At 62.5% G+C, this 15,767-nt stretch carries 14 protein-coding genes; 10 read left to right on the forward strand and 4 right to left on the reverse strand.

What is annotated here, in order from left to right; all coding sequences use genetic code 11:
- Nucleotides 1-107 precede the first annotated feature (107 nt).
- Nucleotides 108-1,022 carry a LysR family transcriptional regulator gene (locus tag RC54_RS07225; RefSeq protein WP_061789060.1) on the forward strand — a complete coding sequence of 305 codons (915 nt, stop codon included), beginning with the start codon at nucleotides 108-110 and terminating at the stop codon, nucleotides 1,020-1,022.
- A 7-nt stretch (nucleotides 1,023-1,029) separates the two neighbouring features.
- Here RC54_RS07225 and RC54_RS07230 read toward each other — a convergent pair whose 3' ends face one another.
- On the reverse strand, nucleotides 1,030-2,016 hold the full coding sequence (locus tag RC54_RS07230; RefSeq protein ID WP_061789061.1) for a LysR family transcriptional regulator: 987 nt from the start codon (nucleotides 2,014-2,016) through the stop codon (nucleotides 1,030-1,032).
- Nucleotides 2,017-2,139: 123 nt separating this feature from the next.
- Nucleotides 2,140-3,207: a substrate-binding domain-containing protein gene (locus RC54_RS07235; RefSeq protein WP_061789062.1), complete on the reverse strand. Its 1,068-nt coding sequence runs from the start codon at nucleotides 3,205-3,207 to the stop codon at nucleotides 2,140-2,142.
- A gap of 223 nt (nucleotides 3,208-3,430) precedes the next feature.
- Here RC54_RS07235 and RC54_RS07240 point away from each other — a divergent pair, with 223 nt between their 5' ends.
- From RC54_RS07240 to RC54_RS07280, 9 genes are all read left to right on the forward strand, one after another.
- Entirely contained in the window at nucleotides 3,431-5,077 is a 1,647-nt protein-coding gene (locus RC54_RS07240; protein ID WP_034358472.1) for an OFA family MFS transporter, read from the forward strand.
- A 496-nt stretch (nucleotides 5,078-5,573) separates the two neighbouring features.
- Nucleotides 5,574-6,050 carry a formate dehydrogenase subunit gamma gene (locus RC54_RS07245; RefSeq protein WP_061789063.1) on the forward strand — a complete coding sequence of 159 codons (477 nt, stop codon included), beginning with the start codon at nucleotides 5,574-5,576 and terminating at the stop codon, nucleotides 6,048-6,050.
- Nucleotides 6,050-7,612 (forward strand): formate dehydrogenase beta subunit, encoded by a 1,563-nt coding sequence (locus tag RC54_RS07250; protein WP_061789064.1) that lies wholly within the window; start codon nucleotides 6,050-6,052, stop codon nucleotides 7,610-7,612. The genes RC54_RS07245 and RC54_RS07250 overlap by 1 nt, the downstream gene beginning before the upstream one ends.
- A 30-nt stretch (nucleotides 7,613-7,642) precedes the next feature.
- Nucleotides 7,643-10,540, forward strand: coding sequence for a formate dehydrogenase subunit alpha (fdhF, locus tag RC54_RS07255; RefSeq protein WP_061789065.1), 2,898 nt, complete (start codon nucleotides 7,643-7,645; stop codon nucleotides 10,538-10,540).
- 77 nt (nucleotides 10,541-10,617) lie between these two features.
- The gene (gene fdhD, locus RC54_RS07260) at nucleotides 10,618-11,472 is read left to right on the forward strand and encodes a formate dehydrogenase accessory sulfurtransferase FdhD (protein WP_061789066.1); all 855 of its coding nucleotides are present in this window, start codon (nucleotides 10,618-10,620) and stop codon (nucleotides 11,470-11,472) included.
- Between the two features lie 69 nt (nucleotides 11,473-11,541).
- Complete coding sequence (locus tag RC54_RS07265; protein ID WP_058894766.1) at nucleotides 11,542-11,769, forward strand: formate dehydrogenase subunit delta; 228 nt, start codon at nucleotides 11,542-11,544, stop codon at nucleotides 11,767-11,769.
- A 244-nt stretch (nucleotides 11,770-12,013) separates the two neighbouring features.
- Nucleotides 12,014-12,940 (forward strand): LysR family transcriptional regulator, encoded by a 927-nt coding sequence (locus tag RC54_RS07270; RefSeq protein WP_058894767.1) that lies wholly within the window; start codon nucleotides 12,014-12,016, stop codon nucleotides 12,938-12,940.
- 41 nt (nucleotides 12,941-12,981) lie between these two features.
- A complete protein-coding gene (locus tag RC54_RS07275) occupies nucleotides 12,982-13,305 on the forward strand; it encodes an antibiotic biosynthesis monooxygenase family protein (protein ID WP_061789068.1) in 324 nt (107 codons plus the stop codon).
- Between the two features lie 37 nt (nucleotides 13,306-13,342).
- Nucleotides 13,343-14,182, forward strand: coding sequence for an isocitrate lyase/PEP mutase family protein (locus RC54_RS07280; protein ID WP_058894769.1), 840 nt, complete (start codon nucleotides 13,343-13,345; stop codon nucleotides 14,180-14,182).
- Nucleotides 14,183-14,281: 99 nt separating this feature from the next.
- Here RC54_RS07280 and RC54_RS07285 read toward each other — a convergent pair whose 3' ends face one another.
- Both RC54_RS07285 and RC54_RS07290 read right to left on the reverse strand, forming a co-directional pair.
- A complete protein-coding gene (locus RC54_RS07285; RefSeq protein ID WP_061789069.1) occupies nucleotides 14,282-15,130 on the reverse strand; it encodes an alpha/beta fold hydrolase in 849 nt (282 codons plus the stop codon).
- 51 nt (nucleotides 15,131-15,181) lie between these two features.
- Nucleotides 15,182-15,745 carry a nuclear transport factor 2 family protein gene (locus RC54_RS07290; protein ID WP_061789070.1) on the reverse strand — a complete coding sequence of 188 codons (564 nt, stop codon included), beginning with the start codon at nucleotides 15,743-15,745 and terminating at the stop codon, nucleotides 15,182-15,184.
- Nucleotides 15,746-15,767 lie beyond the last annotated feature (22 nt).

A 15,767-nucleotide genomic window follows, 5' to 3' on the forward strand; every position in this document is an offset into this window, starting at 1 on the left:
GATTTGGCGTGCTTGGCAGGCGATGCGTAGCGTCTCGGCTGGAGCGGAAAGCTCATCAGCGCAAGTCGTTATAATCTACACATCGTTGACTCCAATGGCTACATATCGTGAACAATTCTCCCCTGCTGGAAGACCTGCGCTTGTTCTGCGTGGTAGCGCGGCATAGCAATTTTGCTGAATCGGCGCGCGAGGTAGGGGCCTCGCCGGCCTACATCAGCAAGCGCATCGCCTTGCTGGAGCAGGCGCTGGGCGTGCGTTTGTTCCATCGCACTACGCGCAGCGTGGTCATGACCGAGGATGGCGGCAATGTCCATGAATGGGCGCGCAAGATCCTTGACGACGTGGAGCAGATGATGGAAACCGTCAGCAGCGCCAAGCGCGTGCCGCGCGGCTTGCTCAAGATCAGCACCAGCTTCGGGCTGGGGCGCAAGGTGGTGTCGCCCTTGCTGTCGCGCTTTGCCAGCGAACACCCGGAGTTGAAGATACAACTGGAACTGGTGGACCGGCAGATCGACCTGGTCAATGAGGGCATCGACCTGGATATCCGGGTGGGGGCAGGGCATGAGCCACATCTGTTTTCCAAGCGCATCCTGCCCAGCCAGCGTGTGCTGTGTGCCAGTCCGGCCTATCTCAAGAAGCATGGCGTGCCGGCCGACTTGGCTGCGCTGCGCCAGCACCAGTGCCTGGTGATCCGCGAGCGCAATCAGTCCTTCGGCATCTGGCGCATGATGGGGCCCAAGGGGCAGGAGACGGTCAAGGTCTCGGGCGGGCTGGCCTCTAACCATGGCGAGATCATCCACCAGTGGGCGGTGGATGGGCATGGCATCATCCTGCGCTCGATCTGGGATGTGGCCGACAGTCTCAAGCGCGGGCGGCTGGTGCGGGTGTTGCCACAGTATTTCCAGGAGGCCGACCTGTGCGCGGTCTATCCCCTGCAATTGAAGAATTCGGCCAAGGTGCGCGAATGTGTGCGCTTCCTGCAGAAGCATCTGGATGTGACGGCCTCCTCGGCCACTGTCTAGGGCCTGTTCAGCGGCCCTCGAAGCGCTGGCGCACGATGCGTTCCAGCACCTGCGCCACGTGCGCCACGGCCAGGTCATCGGTATGACGGCGATGCTGCAGCAGACGCAGCGGCGGCGCCTCCAGCGGCAGTGGCGGGCGCAGGCAGGTCAGCGCCACCGGATGAGCGGCGGTGGCGGCTGGCACACAGTGCATGGGCATGACCGCGATCAGGTCCGTGCCCTGCAGCAAGGCCGGCGCCATCAGGAAATTGGGGATCACCATGCCGATGCGGCGGCGTCGGCCTTGCATGGCGACCTGCTGGTCCATCATGCGGTTGAGCGTGTCGTGGCAGGCGATCTGCAGATGCGGATAGTCCAGCCAGCGCGCCAGGGTCAATTGATGCGCGGCCGGATGGTCGCGCCGCATCACCGCCACGCAGCGTTCCTGCAGCACCTCGCGACCGCGCAGGTTAAGGGCGGGCGTGGCCGCGCCCAGGACCAGCTCGGTCTGGCCGCGTTCCAGGCGGGCGATGGCGTCAGCCTCTCCCAGCCAGGTCTGGAACTCCAGGTCCAGCAGGGGCGCCGCGGCGCTCAGTTCCTGATACAAGGCCTGGACCACCACTTGCGCCGGATAGTCCGGCATCAGGATGCGCACCCGGCGCGCCAGCGTGGCCAGACCCTGCTCCGGCTGCGCCTGGTCCGCTGCAGCGTTGCTGTCTTTGCCAACCTCGTCGCCATACAGCAGCTTGTGCAAGGGCTCACGCAGGGCCTGGGCGGTGGCCGTCAGGCGCATCTGCAGGCCACCGTCTTCCAGCAAGGGATCGCGCAGCAACTGGCGGCAGCGTTCCAGTGCGCTGGCCGCGGCCGGCAGCGACAAGCCCACGCGCGCCGCGGCACGCGCCAGGTGTACCTCATCAAGCAGGGCCTCCAACAGGCGTAACAGGCGGGCGTCCAGCGCAGCAAGTGCGGACAGGGCGGGCTGGGTGGGCTTGGAAGCGGGTGCGGCGGAATTCATGGCGCGATCGGGCAGACGAAAAGAAACGGCCCGCCGCCAGGACGGCAGCGGGCCAGGGGCGCGAGTTTAGCCTCTTCGCCAAGCGCCTACAAGCGGGCAGTTGGGGAGGGGAGCAGGCCCTAGTTAGCCAAAGGCTTCCTTGATGGTCTGGATCTTGCCCATGTCGGTGGCGTCATAGCCGGCCAGGTTGTTGACCACCTTGCGGAAGCTATCCGATTGCAGGATGTCGATCACGGAGCGGATCAGCGGGTCTTGCAGGGACGCCGCCGGCAGGGCGAAGAAATAGCGTTCGCGCACCAGCGGGATGAAGCCCAGGCCGAAGCGGTGGGCGGCGGTCTGCACGCCGAAGCCGACGTCGGCCATGCCGCTGGCAATGAAGGCGGCCACTGCCGAGTGGGTGAACTCGGTGTTCTCGAAGCCATTGATCTTCTTGTGGGCGATACCGGCTCCGGCCAGCATCAGTTCGAGCAACATGCGCGTGCCCGAGCCGGCTTCGCGGTTGACGAAGCGCAGGTCGGTACGTACCAGGTCAGCCAGGCCGCGCAAGCCCTTGGGGTTGTCCGGTTCGATGAACAGGCCCTGGTTGCGGATGGCCAGGTGGATCAGGCAATCGCTGCGCTTGTTGAGCCACTTGGCATAGGCGGCGATGGCCGGCTTCTCGAATTCGCCCAGCGGCACATGAAAGCCGGCCAGGTCACATTCCTGGCGCGACAGTGCGGCCACTGCGTCGGTGCTGTGGCGGTAGCGCACTTCCACCGGCAAGCGCCCCTCGTTGATCTTGTTGAGCAAGGCGGCCACGGCAAAACCGTGGCTGGCATTTAAGCGTACCTTCTCGGCCTTGCCTTCGACGGTCTTGCTCAGTTCCACCTCCAGCTCCGAGGCCAGGCTGTCGAGCGTGGGCGACAGGCGCGCCGTCACCAGGCGATCGGTCCATAACAGCTTGCTGGCGAAATCGGTCAGCGTGGTGCCACGACCACGGCCGCTTTCGATCAGGGCATTGCCGAACATGCGCTCGGCATCGCGCAACAGGCCCCAGGCGTGGCGATAGGAATAGCGCGTCAATTGCGCAGCACGCGCAATCGAGCCGCTTTGCTGGATTGCCGTGAGCAAGGTCAGAAGATTGGCCGTGTCCAGCGCCGCCTCGTTGTCGTAGGCGATTTCCCAGTGAGGTTTGATGTGGACTTTGAACATTTAAGAAAAAGAAAGCATATTGAAACGGCTGTTTATCGGTGATAATTTCGCGTCACTCCGCATAGATGATAGAAAATATATGCGGTGTTGTACATAAATAAATAAATTAAAAGAGAAGGATAACGCCGCAAAAAGGGGCCGGTTTCACGATCCGGCCAGGCTATTTGCGCTGTAATCCTTCCTTCGATTTACCCACATCACTCATAAAACATTCGGAGGAATAATGGCTTTCGATTTCCTGAACAAGGAACACACAGTCGCCAAGCCTGGCTTCAACCGCTGGCTGGTCCCACCAGCAGCACTCGCAATCCACCTGTGCATCGGCATGGCCTACGGTTTCTCCGTATTCTGGCTGCCGCTGTCCAAGGCCCTGGGCGTGACCGCGCCGATTGCCTGCGGTGCCGATGTCGGCTTCTTCGCCCAGGTCTTCTCGTCCTCCTGTGACTGGAAGATTTCCATGCTGGGCTGGATGTACACCATGTTCTTCGTCCTCCTGGGCATCTCCGCAGCATTGTGGGGTGGCTGGCTGGAACACGCCGGTCCGCGCAAGGCCGGTGTGGTGGCCGCCATCTGCTGGTGCGGTGGCCTGTTGATCTCGGCCCTGGGCGTGAAGACGCACCAGATCTGGCTGATGTGGCTGGGTTCGGGCGTCATCGGTGGCGTCGGTCTCGGTCTGGGCTACATCTCTCCAGTGTCGACCCTCATCAAGTGGTTCCCAGACCGGCGCGGCATGGCCACCGGCATGGCCATCATGGGCTTCGGTGGTGGTGCGCTGGTCGGCACGCCCCTGGCCGATGCGCTGATGAAGAAGTTTGCCTCCCCCACCTCGGTGGGCGTGTGGGAAACCTTTGTGGTCATGGCGATTATCTACTTCGTCTTCATGATGGCCGGCGCCTTCGGCTACCGCGTGCCGCCGACCGGCTGGAAGCCGGCTGGCTGGACCCCGCCGGTGGCCAAGTCCTCTGCCACCATGATCACCCAGAACCACGTGCACGTCTCCAAGGTCTGGGGCATCCCCCAGTTCTGGCTGGTGTGGCTGGTGCTCTGCCTGAACGTGTCGGCTGGTATCGGCGTCATCGGCATCGCCTCGCCGATGCTGCAGGAAGTGTTCGGCGGCAAGCTCTTGGGTGTGAACATCGGTTTCAATGACCTGTCGGTCGAGCAGAAGACCGCCATCGCGGCACTGGCGGCCGGCTTCACCGGCCTGATTTCGCTCTTCAACATCGGTGGCCGTTTCGCTTGGGCCTCGTGCTCGGACTTCTTCGGTCGCAAGATGACCTACGCCATCTTCTTCGTGCTGGGCTTCGTGCTGTACGTGAGCCTGCCGTGGTCGGCCAAGGCGGGCAACATCCCGCTGTTCGTCGGTGCGGTCTGCATCATCCTGTCGATGTATGGCGGCGGCTTCGCTACCGTGCCGGCCTACCTGGCCGACCTGTTCGGCACCCAGATGGTGGGCGCCATCCACGGCCGCCTGCTGACCGCGTGGGCCACTGCCGGCATCCTGGGCCCGGTGGTGGTGAACTACATGCGTGAGTACCAGTTGTCCCTGGGGATGCCCAAGAGCCAGGTCTACAACACCACCATGTACATCCTGGCCGGCATGTTGGTGCTGGGTCTGATCTGCAACCTGCTGATCCGTCCGGTGGCCGCCAAGCACTTCATGACGCCGGAAGAACTGGCCCGTGAAAAGCAACTGGCCCACGAAAAGTCGGCGGCCGATGCAGTGGCGACGGCCGGTTCGGGCGACATGTCGCAGATCGGCACCGGCGGCAACCCGGTGATGATCGGCCTGGCATGGGCCGCGGTGGGCATTCCGCTGATCTGGGGTATCACCCTGGTGTTGCAGAAGTCGGCCGTGCTGTTCCGTTGATCGCGTAGTTCGAGACGTCATCGTTTCATCCGCAGGCCGGCTCCACCCGGTCTGCATGTGAGACCTTAGATCTCAGACCTCTGAGCTCAGAGGTCTGACCCCAGCGGCGAAAGCCGCTGACACAAGCTGCTCTGCCACGTGAGCAGCGGCAGCTTGTGTCAGCGACTATCAAAAAACAGGAGCATGAGCGGCCCATCGGTAAGGGCCGGTCAGCATCCGCAGTGTTCCCACCAACCCCGAAGGCAGGGAGAACATGCAACAACGGAGACTAGCTGTTTCACTTCGCACGGCCGTGCGCGCCCATCACCGGGGCGCTGGCGGGCCGCTGCATGGTTCCTCCTTGCCCCTGATCTGTTGGCAGCAGGCGGCGCCGCCCTAGGCGCGGCAGATTTCCCTCATCCCCATTTTCATTCGTTGGTCATTGCGCGGTGGGTACAAGATCCAGCAAGAGCAGAAGCAGGACCGGGTCCGCATCGAGGCAACACAGGAGGCATCCATGAAGAGGCAACAAGTTTTCGACGTCGCTGCGGTGCGTGGCATCATCGCCGAGCGCAAGCACATGGCCGGCGCCATGCTCCCCATCCTGCACGGCATCCAGGAACAGGTCGGCTACATCCCCGCCGATGCGGTGCCGATGATTGCGGGTGAATTGAACGTCTCGCGCGCCGAGGTGCATGGCGTGATCTCGTTCTATCACTTCTTCCGCCAGGAACCGGCCGGCCAGCATGTGGTGCAGGTGTGCCGTGCCGAAGCTTGCCAGGCGCGCGGTAGCGAAGCCCTGGCCGAACATGCGCAGAACCTGCTGGGCTGCGGCTTCCATGAGACCAGCGCGGATGGCCAGTTCACGCTGGAGCCGGTGTATTGCCTGGGCCAGTGCGCCATCGGTCCCAATCTCACCCTCGACGACGAACTGCACGCCCGCGTCGATGCCGATAAATTCAAGCGCCTGATCCAGGCCAAGCGGGAGGCATGATGAGCACCCAGGATATCGTCACCATTTACGTGCCGCGCGACTCCACCGCACTGGCCTTGGGCGCCAACCAAGTCGCCGAGGCCATTCGCGCCGAGGCGGACAAACGCGGCCAGAGCATCAAGCTGGTGCGCAATGGCTCGCGTGGCATGTTCTGGCTGGAGCCGCTGGTGGAAGTGTCCACCGCGGCCGGACGCGTGGCCTATGGGCCAGTGGCAGCCGAGGATGTGGGCAGCCTCTTCGATGCCGGGCTGCTGGCGGGAGGCCAGCACAGACTGCACCTGGGCCTGACCGAAGAGATCTCCTTCCTCAAGAATCAGGAGCGCCTGACCTTCGCCCGGGTGGGCATCATCGATCCGCTGTCGCTGGAGGATTACCTGGCCTATGACGGTTATGTCGGCCTCAAGAATGCCCTGGCCAAGACCCCGGAAGCCATCGTCGAGGAGATGATCGCCTCCGGCCTGCGCGGTCGGGGCGGTGCCGCCTTCCCCACCGGCATCAAGTGGCAGACCGTGTTGCGTGCGCCGGCCACGCAGAAATACGTGGTCTGCAATGCCGATGAGGGCGACTCCGGCACCTTCTCGGATCGCATGATCATGGAAGACGATCCCTTCACCCTGATCGAGGGCATGACCATTGCGGCCCTGGCCGTGGGCGCTACCGAGGGTTATGTCTATGTGCGCTCCGAATATCCGCACTCGATTGCGACGATGAACGACGCCATCGCCATCGCCACCGCGCGCGGCTACCTGGGTCACAACATCCTCGGTTCCGGCAAGTCCTTCCACCTGGAAGTACGCAAGGGCGCCGGCGCCTACATCTGCGGCGAAGAAACCGCCATGCTGGAGAGTCTGGAAGGCAAGCGCGGCGTGGTGCGCGCCAAGCCACCGCTGCCGGCGCTGGAGGGTTTGTTCGGCAAGCCTACCGTGATCAACAACCTGATCTCGCTGGCTTCGGTGCCGGTGATCCTGGCGCGGGGGGCGGAGTTCTACAAGAACTATGGCGTGGGCCGCTCGCATGGCACGCTGCCATTCCAGTTGGCCGGCAACATCAAGCAGGGCGGCCTGGTGGAAAAGGCCTTCGGTCTGACGCTACGCCAGTTGCTGGAAGACTTCGGCGGCGGCAGTGCCAGTGGTCGTCCGCTGCGCGCGGTGCAGATGGGTGGACCGCTGGGGGCTTATCTCCCCCCCTCGCAATTCGATACGCCGCTCGATTATGAAGCTTTCTCCGCGATAGGCGCCATGATCGGGCATGGCGGGCTGGTCGCTTTTGACGATAGTGTCGATATGGTCAAGCAAGCCCGCTATGCCATGCAATTCTGTGCCGTCGAGTCCTGCGGCAAGTGCACACCTTGCCGCATCGGTTCCACCCGTGGCGTGGAAGTGATCGACAAGATCATCGCCAACCAGGATCGCGGCCAGCAAGTGCATCTGCTCAAGAGCCTGTGCGACACCATGCTCAACGGTTCGCTCTGTGCCATGGGCGGCATGACGCCGTTCCCGGTGCTCTCGGCGCTGAACCATTTCCCGGAAGACTTCGGCGCGCCCAGCCAACAGGCGGCCTGACCCCATTACCGAATGCAGAGGAGTTGCAACATGAACCAGCTCAATGAAACGGATTACGGCACCCCCGCACGGGCCTCGGAACAGATGGTCACGCTGGAGATCGACGGCGTGCAGGTGACGGTGCCGGCCGGCACCTCGGTGATGCGCGCCTCGGTCGAGGCCGGTATCAACGTGCCCAAGCTGTGCGCCACCGATAGCCTGGAACCCTTCGGTTCCTGCCGCCTGTGCCTGGTGGAAATCGAAAAGGATGGTCGCAGGATGAAGGGTTATCCGGCCTCCTGCACCACGCCCTGCGAACCCGGCATGAAGGTGCAGACGCAAACGCCCAAGCTGGCCGAGATCCGGCGCGGCGTGATGGAGCTCTACATCTCCGACCACCCGCTGGATTGCCTGACCTGTCCCACCAACGGCAACTGCGAACTGCAGGACATGGCCGGCGTGGTCGGCCTGCGTGAAGTGCGCTATGGCTACGAGGGGGAGAACCACACCAAGATGAAGAAGGATGAATCCAATCCCTACTTCACCTATGACCCCTCCAAGTGCATCGTCTGCAACCGCTGCGTGCGGGCTTGCGAAGAAACCCAAGGCACCTTTGCACTGACCATCAATGGTCGCGGTTTCGAATCGCGCGTCTCGGCCGGGCAGATGGATACCTTCATGGAATCGGAGTGCGTTTCCTGCGGCGCCTGCGTCGAGGCTTGCCCGACCGCCACCTTGACCGAGAAGACCGTCATCATGCTGGGCCAGGCCGAGCACAGCAAGGTCACCACCTGCGCCTATTGCGGCGTGGGCTGCTCCTTCAAGGCCGAGATGAAGGGCAATGAAGTGGTGCGCATGGTGCCGTACAAGGATGGCAAGGCCAACCAGGGCCACTCTTGCGTCAAGGGCCGTTTCGCCTGGGGCTATGCGACCCACAAGGATCGCATCTTAAACCCCATGATCCGCAAGAGCATCAACGATCCCTGGCGCGAAGTGTCGTGGGAAGAAGCGTTGTCCTATGCGGCCAGCGAGTTCCGCCGCATCCAGGCCAAGCATGGCAAGGATTCCATCGGCGGCATCACCTCTTCGCGTTGTACCAATGAAGAGACCTACCTGGTGCAGAAGCTGGTGCGCGCCGCCTTCGGCAACAACAACGTCGATACCTGCGCGCGGGTGTGCCATTCGCCCACCGGCTATGGCTTGAAGCAGACCCTGGGCGAGTCGGCGGGCACCCAGACCTTCGAATCGGTGATGCATTCCGACGTCATCCTCATCATGGGCGCCAACCCGGCTTCCGGCCACCCGGTCTTTGCCTCGCAGATCAAGCGCCGCGTGCGCCAGGGCGCCAAGCTGATCGTGATCGATCCGCGCACTACCGAGATGGTCAAGTCGCCGCACATCCAGGCCGACTATCACCTCAAGCTGCGCCCCGGTACCAACACCGCCATCATCACCGCGCTGGCGCATGTGATTCTCTCCGAGGGCTTGCAGGATGAAGCCTACATCCAGGAGCGCTGCGATCTGCAGTCCTACCAGGACTGGAAGGAATTCGTCCTGCGTGCCGACAATTCGCCCGAAGCCATGGCGGCCATTACCGGCGTGCCGGCTGAGACCATCCGTGGCGCCGCACGGCTGTATGCCACCGGCGGCAATGCCGCGATCTACTACGGCCTGGGCGTGACCGAACATGCGCAGGGTTCGACCACCGTGATGGGCATCGCCAACCTGGCCATGTGCACCGGCAACGTCGGTCGTGAAGGCGTGGGTGTGAACCCGCTGCGGGGCCAGAACAATGTGCAGGGTTCCTGCGACATGGGTTCCTTCCCGCACGAGCTGCCGGGTTATCGCCACATCTCGGACTCCACCGTGCGCGGTCAGTTCGAACAGGCCTGGGGCGTGACGCTCAATCCTGAACCGGGCCTGCGCATTCCCAACATGTTCGATGCCGCGCTCGATGGCAGCTTCAAGGGTCTGTATTGCGAAGGTGAAGATATCGTCCAGTCCGACCCCAATACCCAGCATGTGGCGGCCGCCTTGCAAGCGATGGAATGCATCGTGGTGCAGGATCTTTTCCTCAACGAAACCGCCAAGTATGCGCACGTGTTCCTGCCCGGTTCGTCCTTCCTGGAAAAGGATGGCACCTTCACCAATGCCGAGCGCCGCATCTCGCGCGTGCGCAAGGTGATGCCGGCCAAAGCCGGCAAGTCCGACTGGGAAGTCACGGTAGCCTTGGCCGAAGCGCTGGGTTATCCGATGCCGTACAATCACCCCTCGGAGATCATGGATGAAATCGCCGCCCTGACCCCCAGCTTCCACGGCGTGAGCTACGACAAGCTGGAAAAACTTGGCAGCATCCAGTGGCCATGCAACGAAGCGGCACCGGAAGGCACGCCCATCATGCACGTAGGCAGCTTCATCCGAGGCAAGGGCAAGTTCATCAACACGCAGTACTTCGCCACCGATGAGAAGGTGACCCAGCGTTACCCGCTGATCCTGACCACCGGCCGCATCCTGTCGCAGTACAACGTGGGCGCGCAGACGCGCCGCACCGAGAACTCGCAATGGCATAGCGAAGACCGGCTGGAAATCCACCCGCACGATGCCGAGGACCGTGGCATCCGCGAGGGCGACTGGGTCGGGGTGGAATCGCGCGCCGGCCAGACCGTATTGCGCGCCACCGTTACCGAGAACGTGCAACCGGGCGTGGTCTATACCACCTTCCACTTCCCGGAATCCGGGGCCAACGTGATCACCACCGACAACTCCGACTGGGCCACCAACTGCCCCGAGTACAAGGTGACGGCGGTACAGGTGATGCCGGTGACCCAGCCGTCCGAATGGCAGCAGCATTACGAGCGCTTCAACCGCGAGCAACTGGAATTGCTCAAGGGTGACAAGCAGGGTGACAAGCAGATCGACAAACAGGCCGAACCACTGGTCACCAAGTAACGGCGCAGCGCAGGCCGGTGCGCGCTGCCCAGATTTTTTTTTGCAGACACGAGCCCGGCCAAGCCGCGCAGGACAGCATGAATACACGCAACAGCAATACCCGCAACAGCGGCCCCGTCATCGATGAAGCCAGCGGCGACTACGCCACCTTTGCCCATGTGCAGGTGGATCGTTGGCGCGATGGCCAGCGCGAGACGGTGGACGATGTCGTGGCCGAGGAAGTGCCGATCGCGCTGGAATACAACGGCATCTCGCACGCCGTGATGATGGCTACGCCCACCGACCTGGAAGATTTTGCGCTGGGTTTTTCGCTCACCGAAGGCATCCTGGCCGCGCCCGGCGAATTGTATGAATGCGAGATCTTGCCTGGTTGCGAAGGTGTGCAGGTGCAGATGCGCATTGCCACTGAACGCTTCGTGGCGTTGAAGGAAAAGCGCCGCAACCTCACCGGGCGCACCGGTTGCGGCCTGTGTGGCGCCGAGACGCTGGAGCAGGCGGTGCGGCATCCGCAGGCGGTGGCGGCCGGCGCGCTCTTCACGGTGCAGCAGGTGCACGCGGCATTTGAACAGATGCAGTCGCGCCAGCAGTTACAGCAGGTGACCGGCGCCACCCATGCGGCGGCGTGGATGGATGTCGAGGGACGCATCGTGCTGGTACGTGAAGATGTCGGTCGCCACAATGCGCTGGACAAGCTCATTGGTGCATTGGCGCAAGAGGGCGCCGACTTTTCGCAGGGCGCGGCCATCATCACCAGCCGCGCCAGTTATGAGATGGTGCAGAAGGCGGCCATGGTAGGCATCGGCTTCATCGCTGCCGTCTCGGCCCCGACGGCACTGGCGATCCGGCTGGCCGAGGAGACCGATGTGACGCTGCTGGGCTTCGTGCGCAAGCAGGGGCATGTGGTGTATGCGCGGCCACAGCGTTTGCGGTGAAGTGCACGATTGGCAGGATTGGCAGTCTTGGATCAAACAGTTGATGAACAGAGCAGGAGGAGAGCACGCATGAATACCGAACACCTGGTCAAGATGGCCAACCAGATTGGCAATTTCTTTTCCACCATGCCGGACCGCGACCAGGCCATCGCCGACCTGGCCACGCACCTCAAACGTTTCTGGGAACCGCGGATGCGCAAGGCGTTTCTGGCGCACGTCGAGCAGACCCAAGGGGCGGGCGTGGATGCCATCGTGCTGGAGGCGGTGAGCCGGCATTTGCAGCAGTTGGCGGTGTAGCGCTGCGGCGTTCTTGTGATTTCTGATGAAACCGCTCGGCTTGCTGGGCGGTTTTTTTGTGGGCAGAAAAATGATGACACCGCAGACAGTGCGCCGTTATCCTTTGCGCAATCGGCGTCAGCGCCAAGCGCTTGTCGATCAGCAGATCAGAGGGAGAACGCAGCGCTTGCCACAGCCTGCGTCCTGGGATGAACAATAGACCCTGGGCAAATCCAGGGTCAAATGATTGTCTGGAATGTTGCGCATGAAGCAAATGAATATCGGTGCAGTCGACCTGAACCTGCTCAAGACCTTCATCGTCATCTGGGAATTGCGCAGCCTCACCGCGGCTGCCGATCGCCTGCACCTGACCCAGCCCGCCGTAAGCCACGCGCTGCGCCGTCTGCGCGAGATGTTCGATGATCCCTTGTTCGTGCGCAGCACCAGCGCCATGGTGCCGACCGAAACCGCGATCCGCCTGCATGAGCCGATTGCGCGTGCGCTGGGCATCATCCACGAAGCCCTGCATACCCACGCCAGCTTCGATCCGGTCACGGCCACGCGCACCTTCCACCTGGTGATGTCGGACATGTCCTGTAGCCACGTGCTGCCGATGCTCATGGAAGAGCTGGCCCATGCCGCCCCGCATGTCTCCCTCGAAGTGCAGCAGATGGCCATGGAAAACCTGGGCGCGGCCATGCGCAATGGCGACATCGACCTGGCCTTCGGCTATCTGCCGGGTTTGCCCGAGGATTGTCAGAGCCAGTTGGTGCTCTACGACGATTACATCTGCATGTTGCGCCGTGCGCATCCGCTGGCAGGCCAGCCGTTGACCATGGAAAACCTGCTGCAGTTGCGCTACGTCTACGCCAATACCAATACCACTGGCCACCAACTGGCCGAGGACGTGCTGCGCAATGCGGGCGTGAAGCGTGACTTCGCGCTGCGGATGCCGCACTTCACGGTGGCGCCGCAGATCGTGCGGCATACCGACCTGGCGCTGTTCCTGCCGCGCAGTATCGCCGAGCGTCATAACCTCGATGATGCCTTCGTGTTGCTGGACCTGCCGCTGGAGATGCCGCGCATTCCAGTGAGCATCTATACGCATACGCGCTTTTCGGCTGACTCGGGCATACAGTGGCTGCGCAGTTTGTTGATTGAAATGTTCGGGCGCGAGACAGAGATGGCCTGACCCCGGCGCTACTGATTTTATTTTTTGACTGGAGCCACACCATGAGTATTGCCGTCACCGGAGACGTTCCCTATTACGCCGTCATCTTCACTTCCCTGCGCACCGAGGGCGATCATGGCTATGGCCAGATGGCCGATGCCATGGTGCAGGCAGCTTCGCGCCAGCCGGGTTTTCTGGGCATGGAGTCGGCGCGGGAAGAAGTCGGCATCACTGTCAGCTATTGGGAGAGCCTGGAAGCCATCGCCGCGTGGAAACGCGATCTGGACCACCAGATGGCCCAGCGCCTGGGGCGCGAGCAGTGGTACCAGGCCTATAAGACCCGCATCTGCAAGGTTGAGAGGGATTACGCCTTCGTCCGGGATTAATTTAGAATCGAGAACCCTGACAAAGCAAGGAGTTCCCATGTCCAGCTCTAGTATCGCCCAGCGGCGTGCCGCGTTCCGTCACCTTCATCAAAGCGGGTGCTTTGTCTTGCCCAACCCTTGGGATGTGGGCAGCGCCAAGATGCTTGCCAGCATGGGATTCAAATGCCTGGCTACTACCAGCTCGGGATACGCATGGTCTACCGGTCGGCCAGAGGGGGAGGTATCTCGCGACCAAACCATCGCGCATCTTCGCCAAATGGTCGATGCGACCGAACTGCCGATCAACGCCGATTTCGAAAGTGGATTTGGTGCGACCTTGGAAGAGGTGACAGAAAGTGTGCGGATGGCTATCGATACCGGCGTCGCAGGCCTGTCGATAGAAGATTCCACAGGAAGCGCTGCGCTGCCCTTGAGGAGCATCGCCGAGTCAGTGGAGCGCATTCGTGCGGCCAAGCTGGCCATTGCCGAATCGGGTGAAGATGTCCTGCTCATTGGACGTGCCGAGAATTTCTTTGTTGGGCAGCCCGATCTCGATGACGCCTTGCGCCGTCTGAAAGCCTACGCCGAGGCCGGGGCGGATTGTCTATATGCCCCCGGTATCAAGACTGCCGAGCAGATCAAGGCAGTGGTGGCAGCCGTCGCGCCCAAGCCGGTAAATGTTCTGATCGGCTGGCCATCGGAGCTGACGCTGCAGGACCTGGAGCATCTGGGCGTGCGACGTGTCAGTCTGGGCGGCGCACTGGCGCGTGCGGCGTGGGGATGCGCACAACGCGCGGCGCGCACGATCTTGAACGATGGAAATTTCAGCGGATTGGCCGGAGCCCCCTCTGGCTTGGAGCTCAATACGCTTTTTGGACAACAAGATCCACGCGAGTAAAAAGACCAAATCGGAAAACCTTCCCCGTGGTCTGCCGACGGAAGTCAGAACATTGCAGCGCTACGTTTTTGGAGCAATGACGTGGTTTCGTTTGCGACTTTATCTCCTGGCCGCTTCGCCATCCGTGCAGGGCATGGACCACACCCGCTGCAAGAAATCCAGCACCGCCTGCGCAAACGGCCCAGGGATCTGGTCGGGCATGGGCACCATGCCTTCTTCCAACGTCTCTAGCTGGCTGCCGGCAATGAGTTGGGCGATGCGTTCGGCATAGGGCGCGGCGTGCGGATCGCGACCGGCGCGCAGGACCAGCGTGGGTGAGTGCACCAGGCCGATGCGCGCCTCCATCACGTAATTGCGTACCACCATGTGGCCATGCGCAGCCATCTCACCTGCCTTGAGGGCGTCCATCATGAAGCGCGACAGCAGTTCGGTATCGCCTGGCGGGTAGTAGGGCTGGCGGCGCTGCCACAGTTCTTGCAAGTGGCTGCCGTCGGCGCGTACCACCACATCGTCGATGGCGCGTTTGCCGGCATGGGCGCTGCGGTGAGCGGCATCGTTGTAGGAGCAGGAGGACAGTACCAGCGCCGCCACCCGTTCGGGGGCGGCGGCGGCGATTTCCATGGCCGTGGCCGCGCCGGTATGGTGGCCGACCACGGCGGCCTTGCTGATGCCTAGTTGATCCATCACTTCCAGCGCCAGTTGCGCCCAGCGCTCGATGCTGTGTGCGGACAAGGGCGGCTTGCAGGAGTCGCCAAAACCGAGGGTATCGATGGCAATCGCCCAGTACGCTTGCCCCAGCAGCGGCAGCACGTCGCGATATTCATCCCAGGAGCGCGGCGTCTGGTGCAGCAGCAGCACCGGCCGACCTTGCCCCATGCTGGCCACGTGCAGCGGGCCAGCCGTGGTTTGAATGAATTGTCGGCGCAATGCGTGCTGTTGTGGCTGCATGAGGCTCTTCGGGGAGGCAGGAGGGACGGCGGTGACAGGCGAGATGAAGAATTATTCCTTCATCAGCACCGAATAGCTCGGCACATTGTTGGCCCACCCCGTAGCAAGCGGCGCGACGAACACGTTTTCGGTGCGGGTGCGGGCGATTTTCCAGACGCCATCGACCTTGGTGAAGAGATTGTTCAGGCGGCTGGAGCGCAGCAGCGAGGAACCGTCGCCGAAGATCCAGGGCTGGCAATGGACCCACTGGCCATCGGCACGGGTGCAATCGGCATTGACATGGATCTGCTCCGAGGTCAGGTAGTGCACGTTCAACAGCAGTTCCGGGTCTTTCTTCTGGCCCCAGAAGGCCTGGAAGTGTTTGCGGATCGCGTCCTTGCCGATGGCCTGGCCGAACTGGCCTTCGTAATAGGCGCCCACGCCTTCCCAGATGGCGTCTTCGGCATAGAGTTCGAGGATCTTCTCGATGCGCTCGGCGTCATCGGCCACCGGTTCCGGGCAGGGGGTGTCGCACAGGAACATGTAGCGCGCCTGGAGACGGCGGATGTCGGCCTCGGCGTCGAGGATGTCGAGGCGGCGTTTGAGTTGCAGGATTTCTTGGGTGATGTCGCTCATGGTGAAGAAGTCTCGTTGGTGA

Origin of the sequence: Herbaspirillum rubrisubalbicans (assembly GCF_003719195.1) — a bacterium.
GTDB lineage: Bacteria > Pseudomonadota > Gammaproteobacteria > Burkholderiales > Burkholderiaceae_D > Herbaspirillum > Herbaspirillum rubrisubalbicans.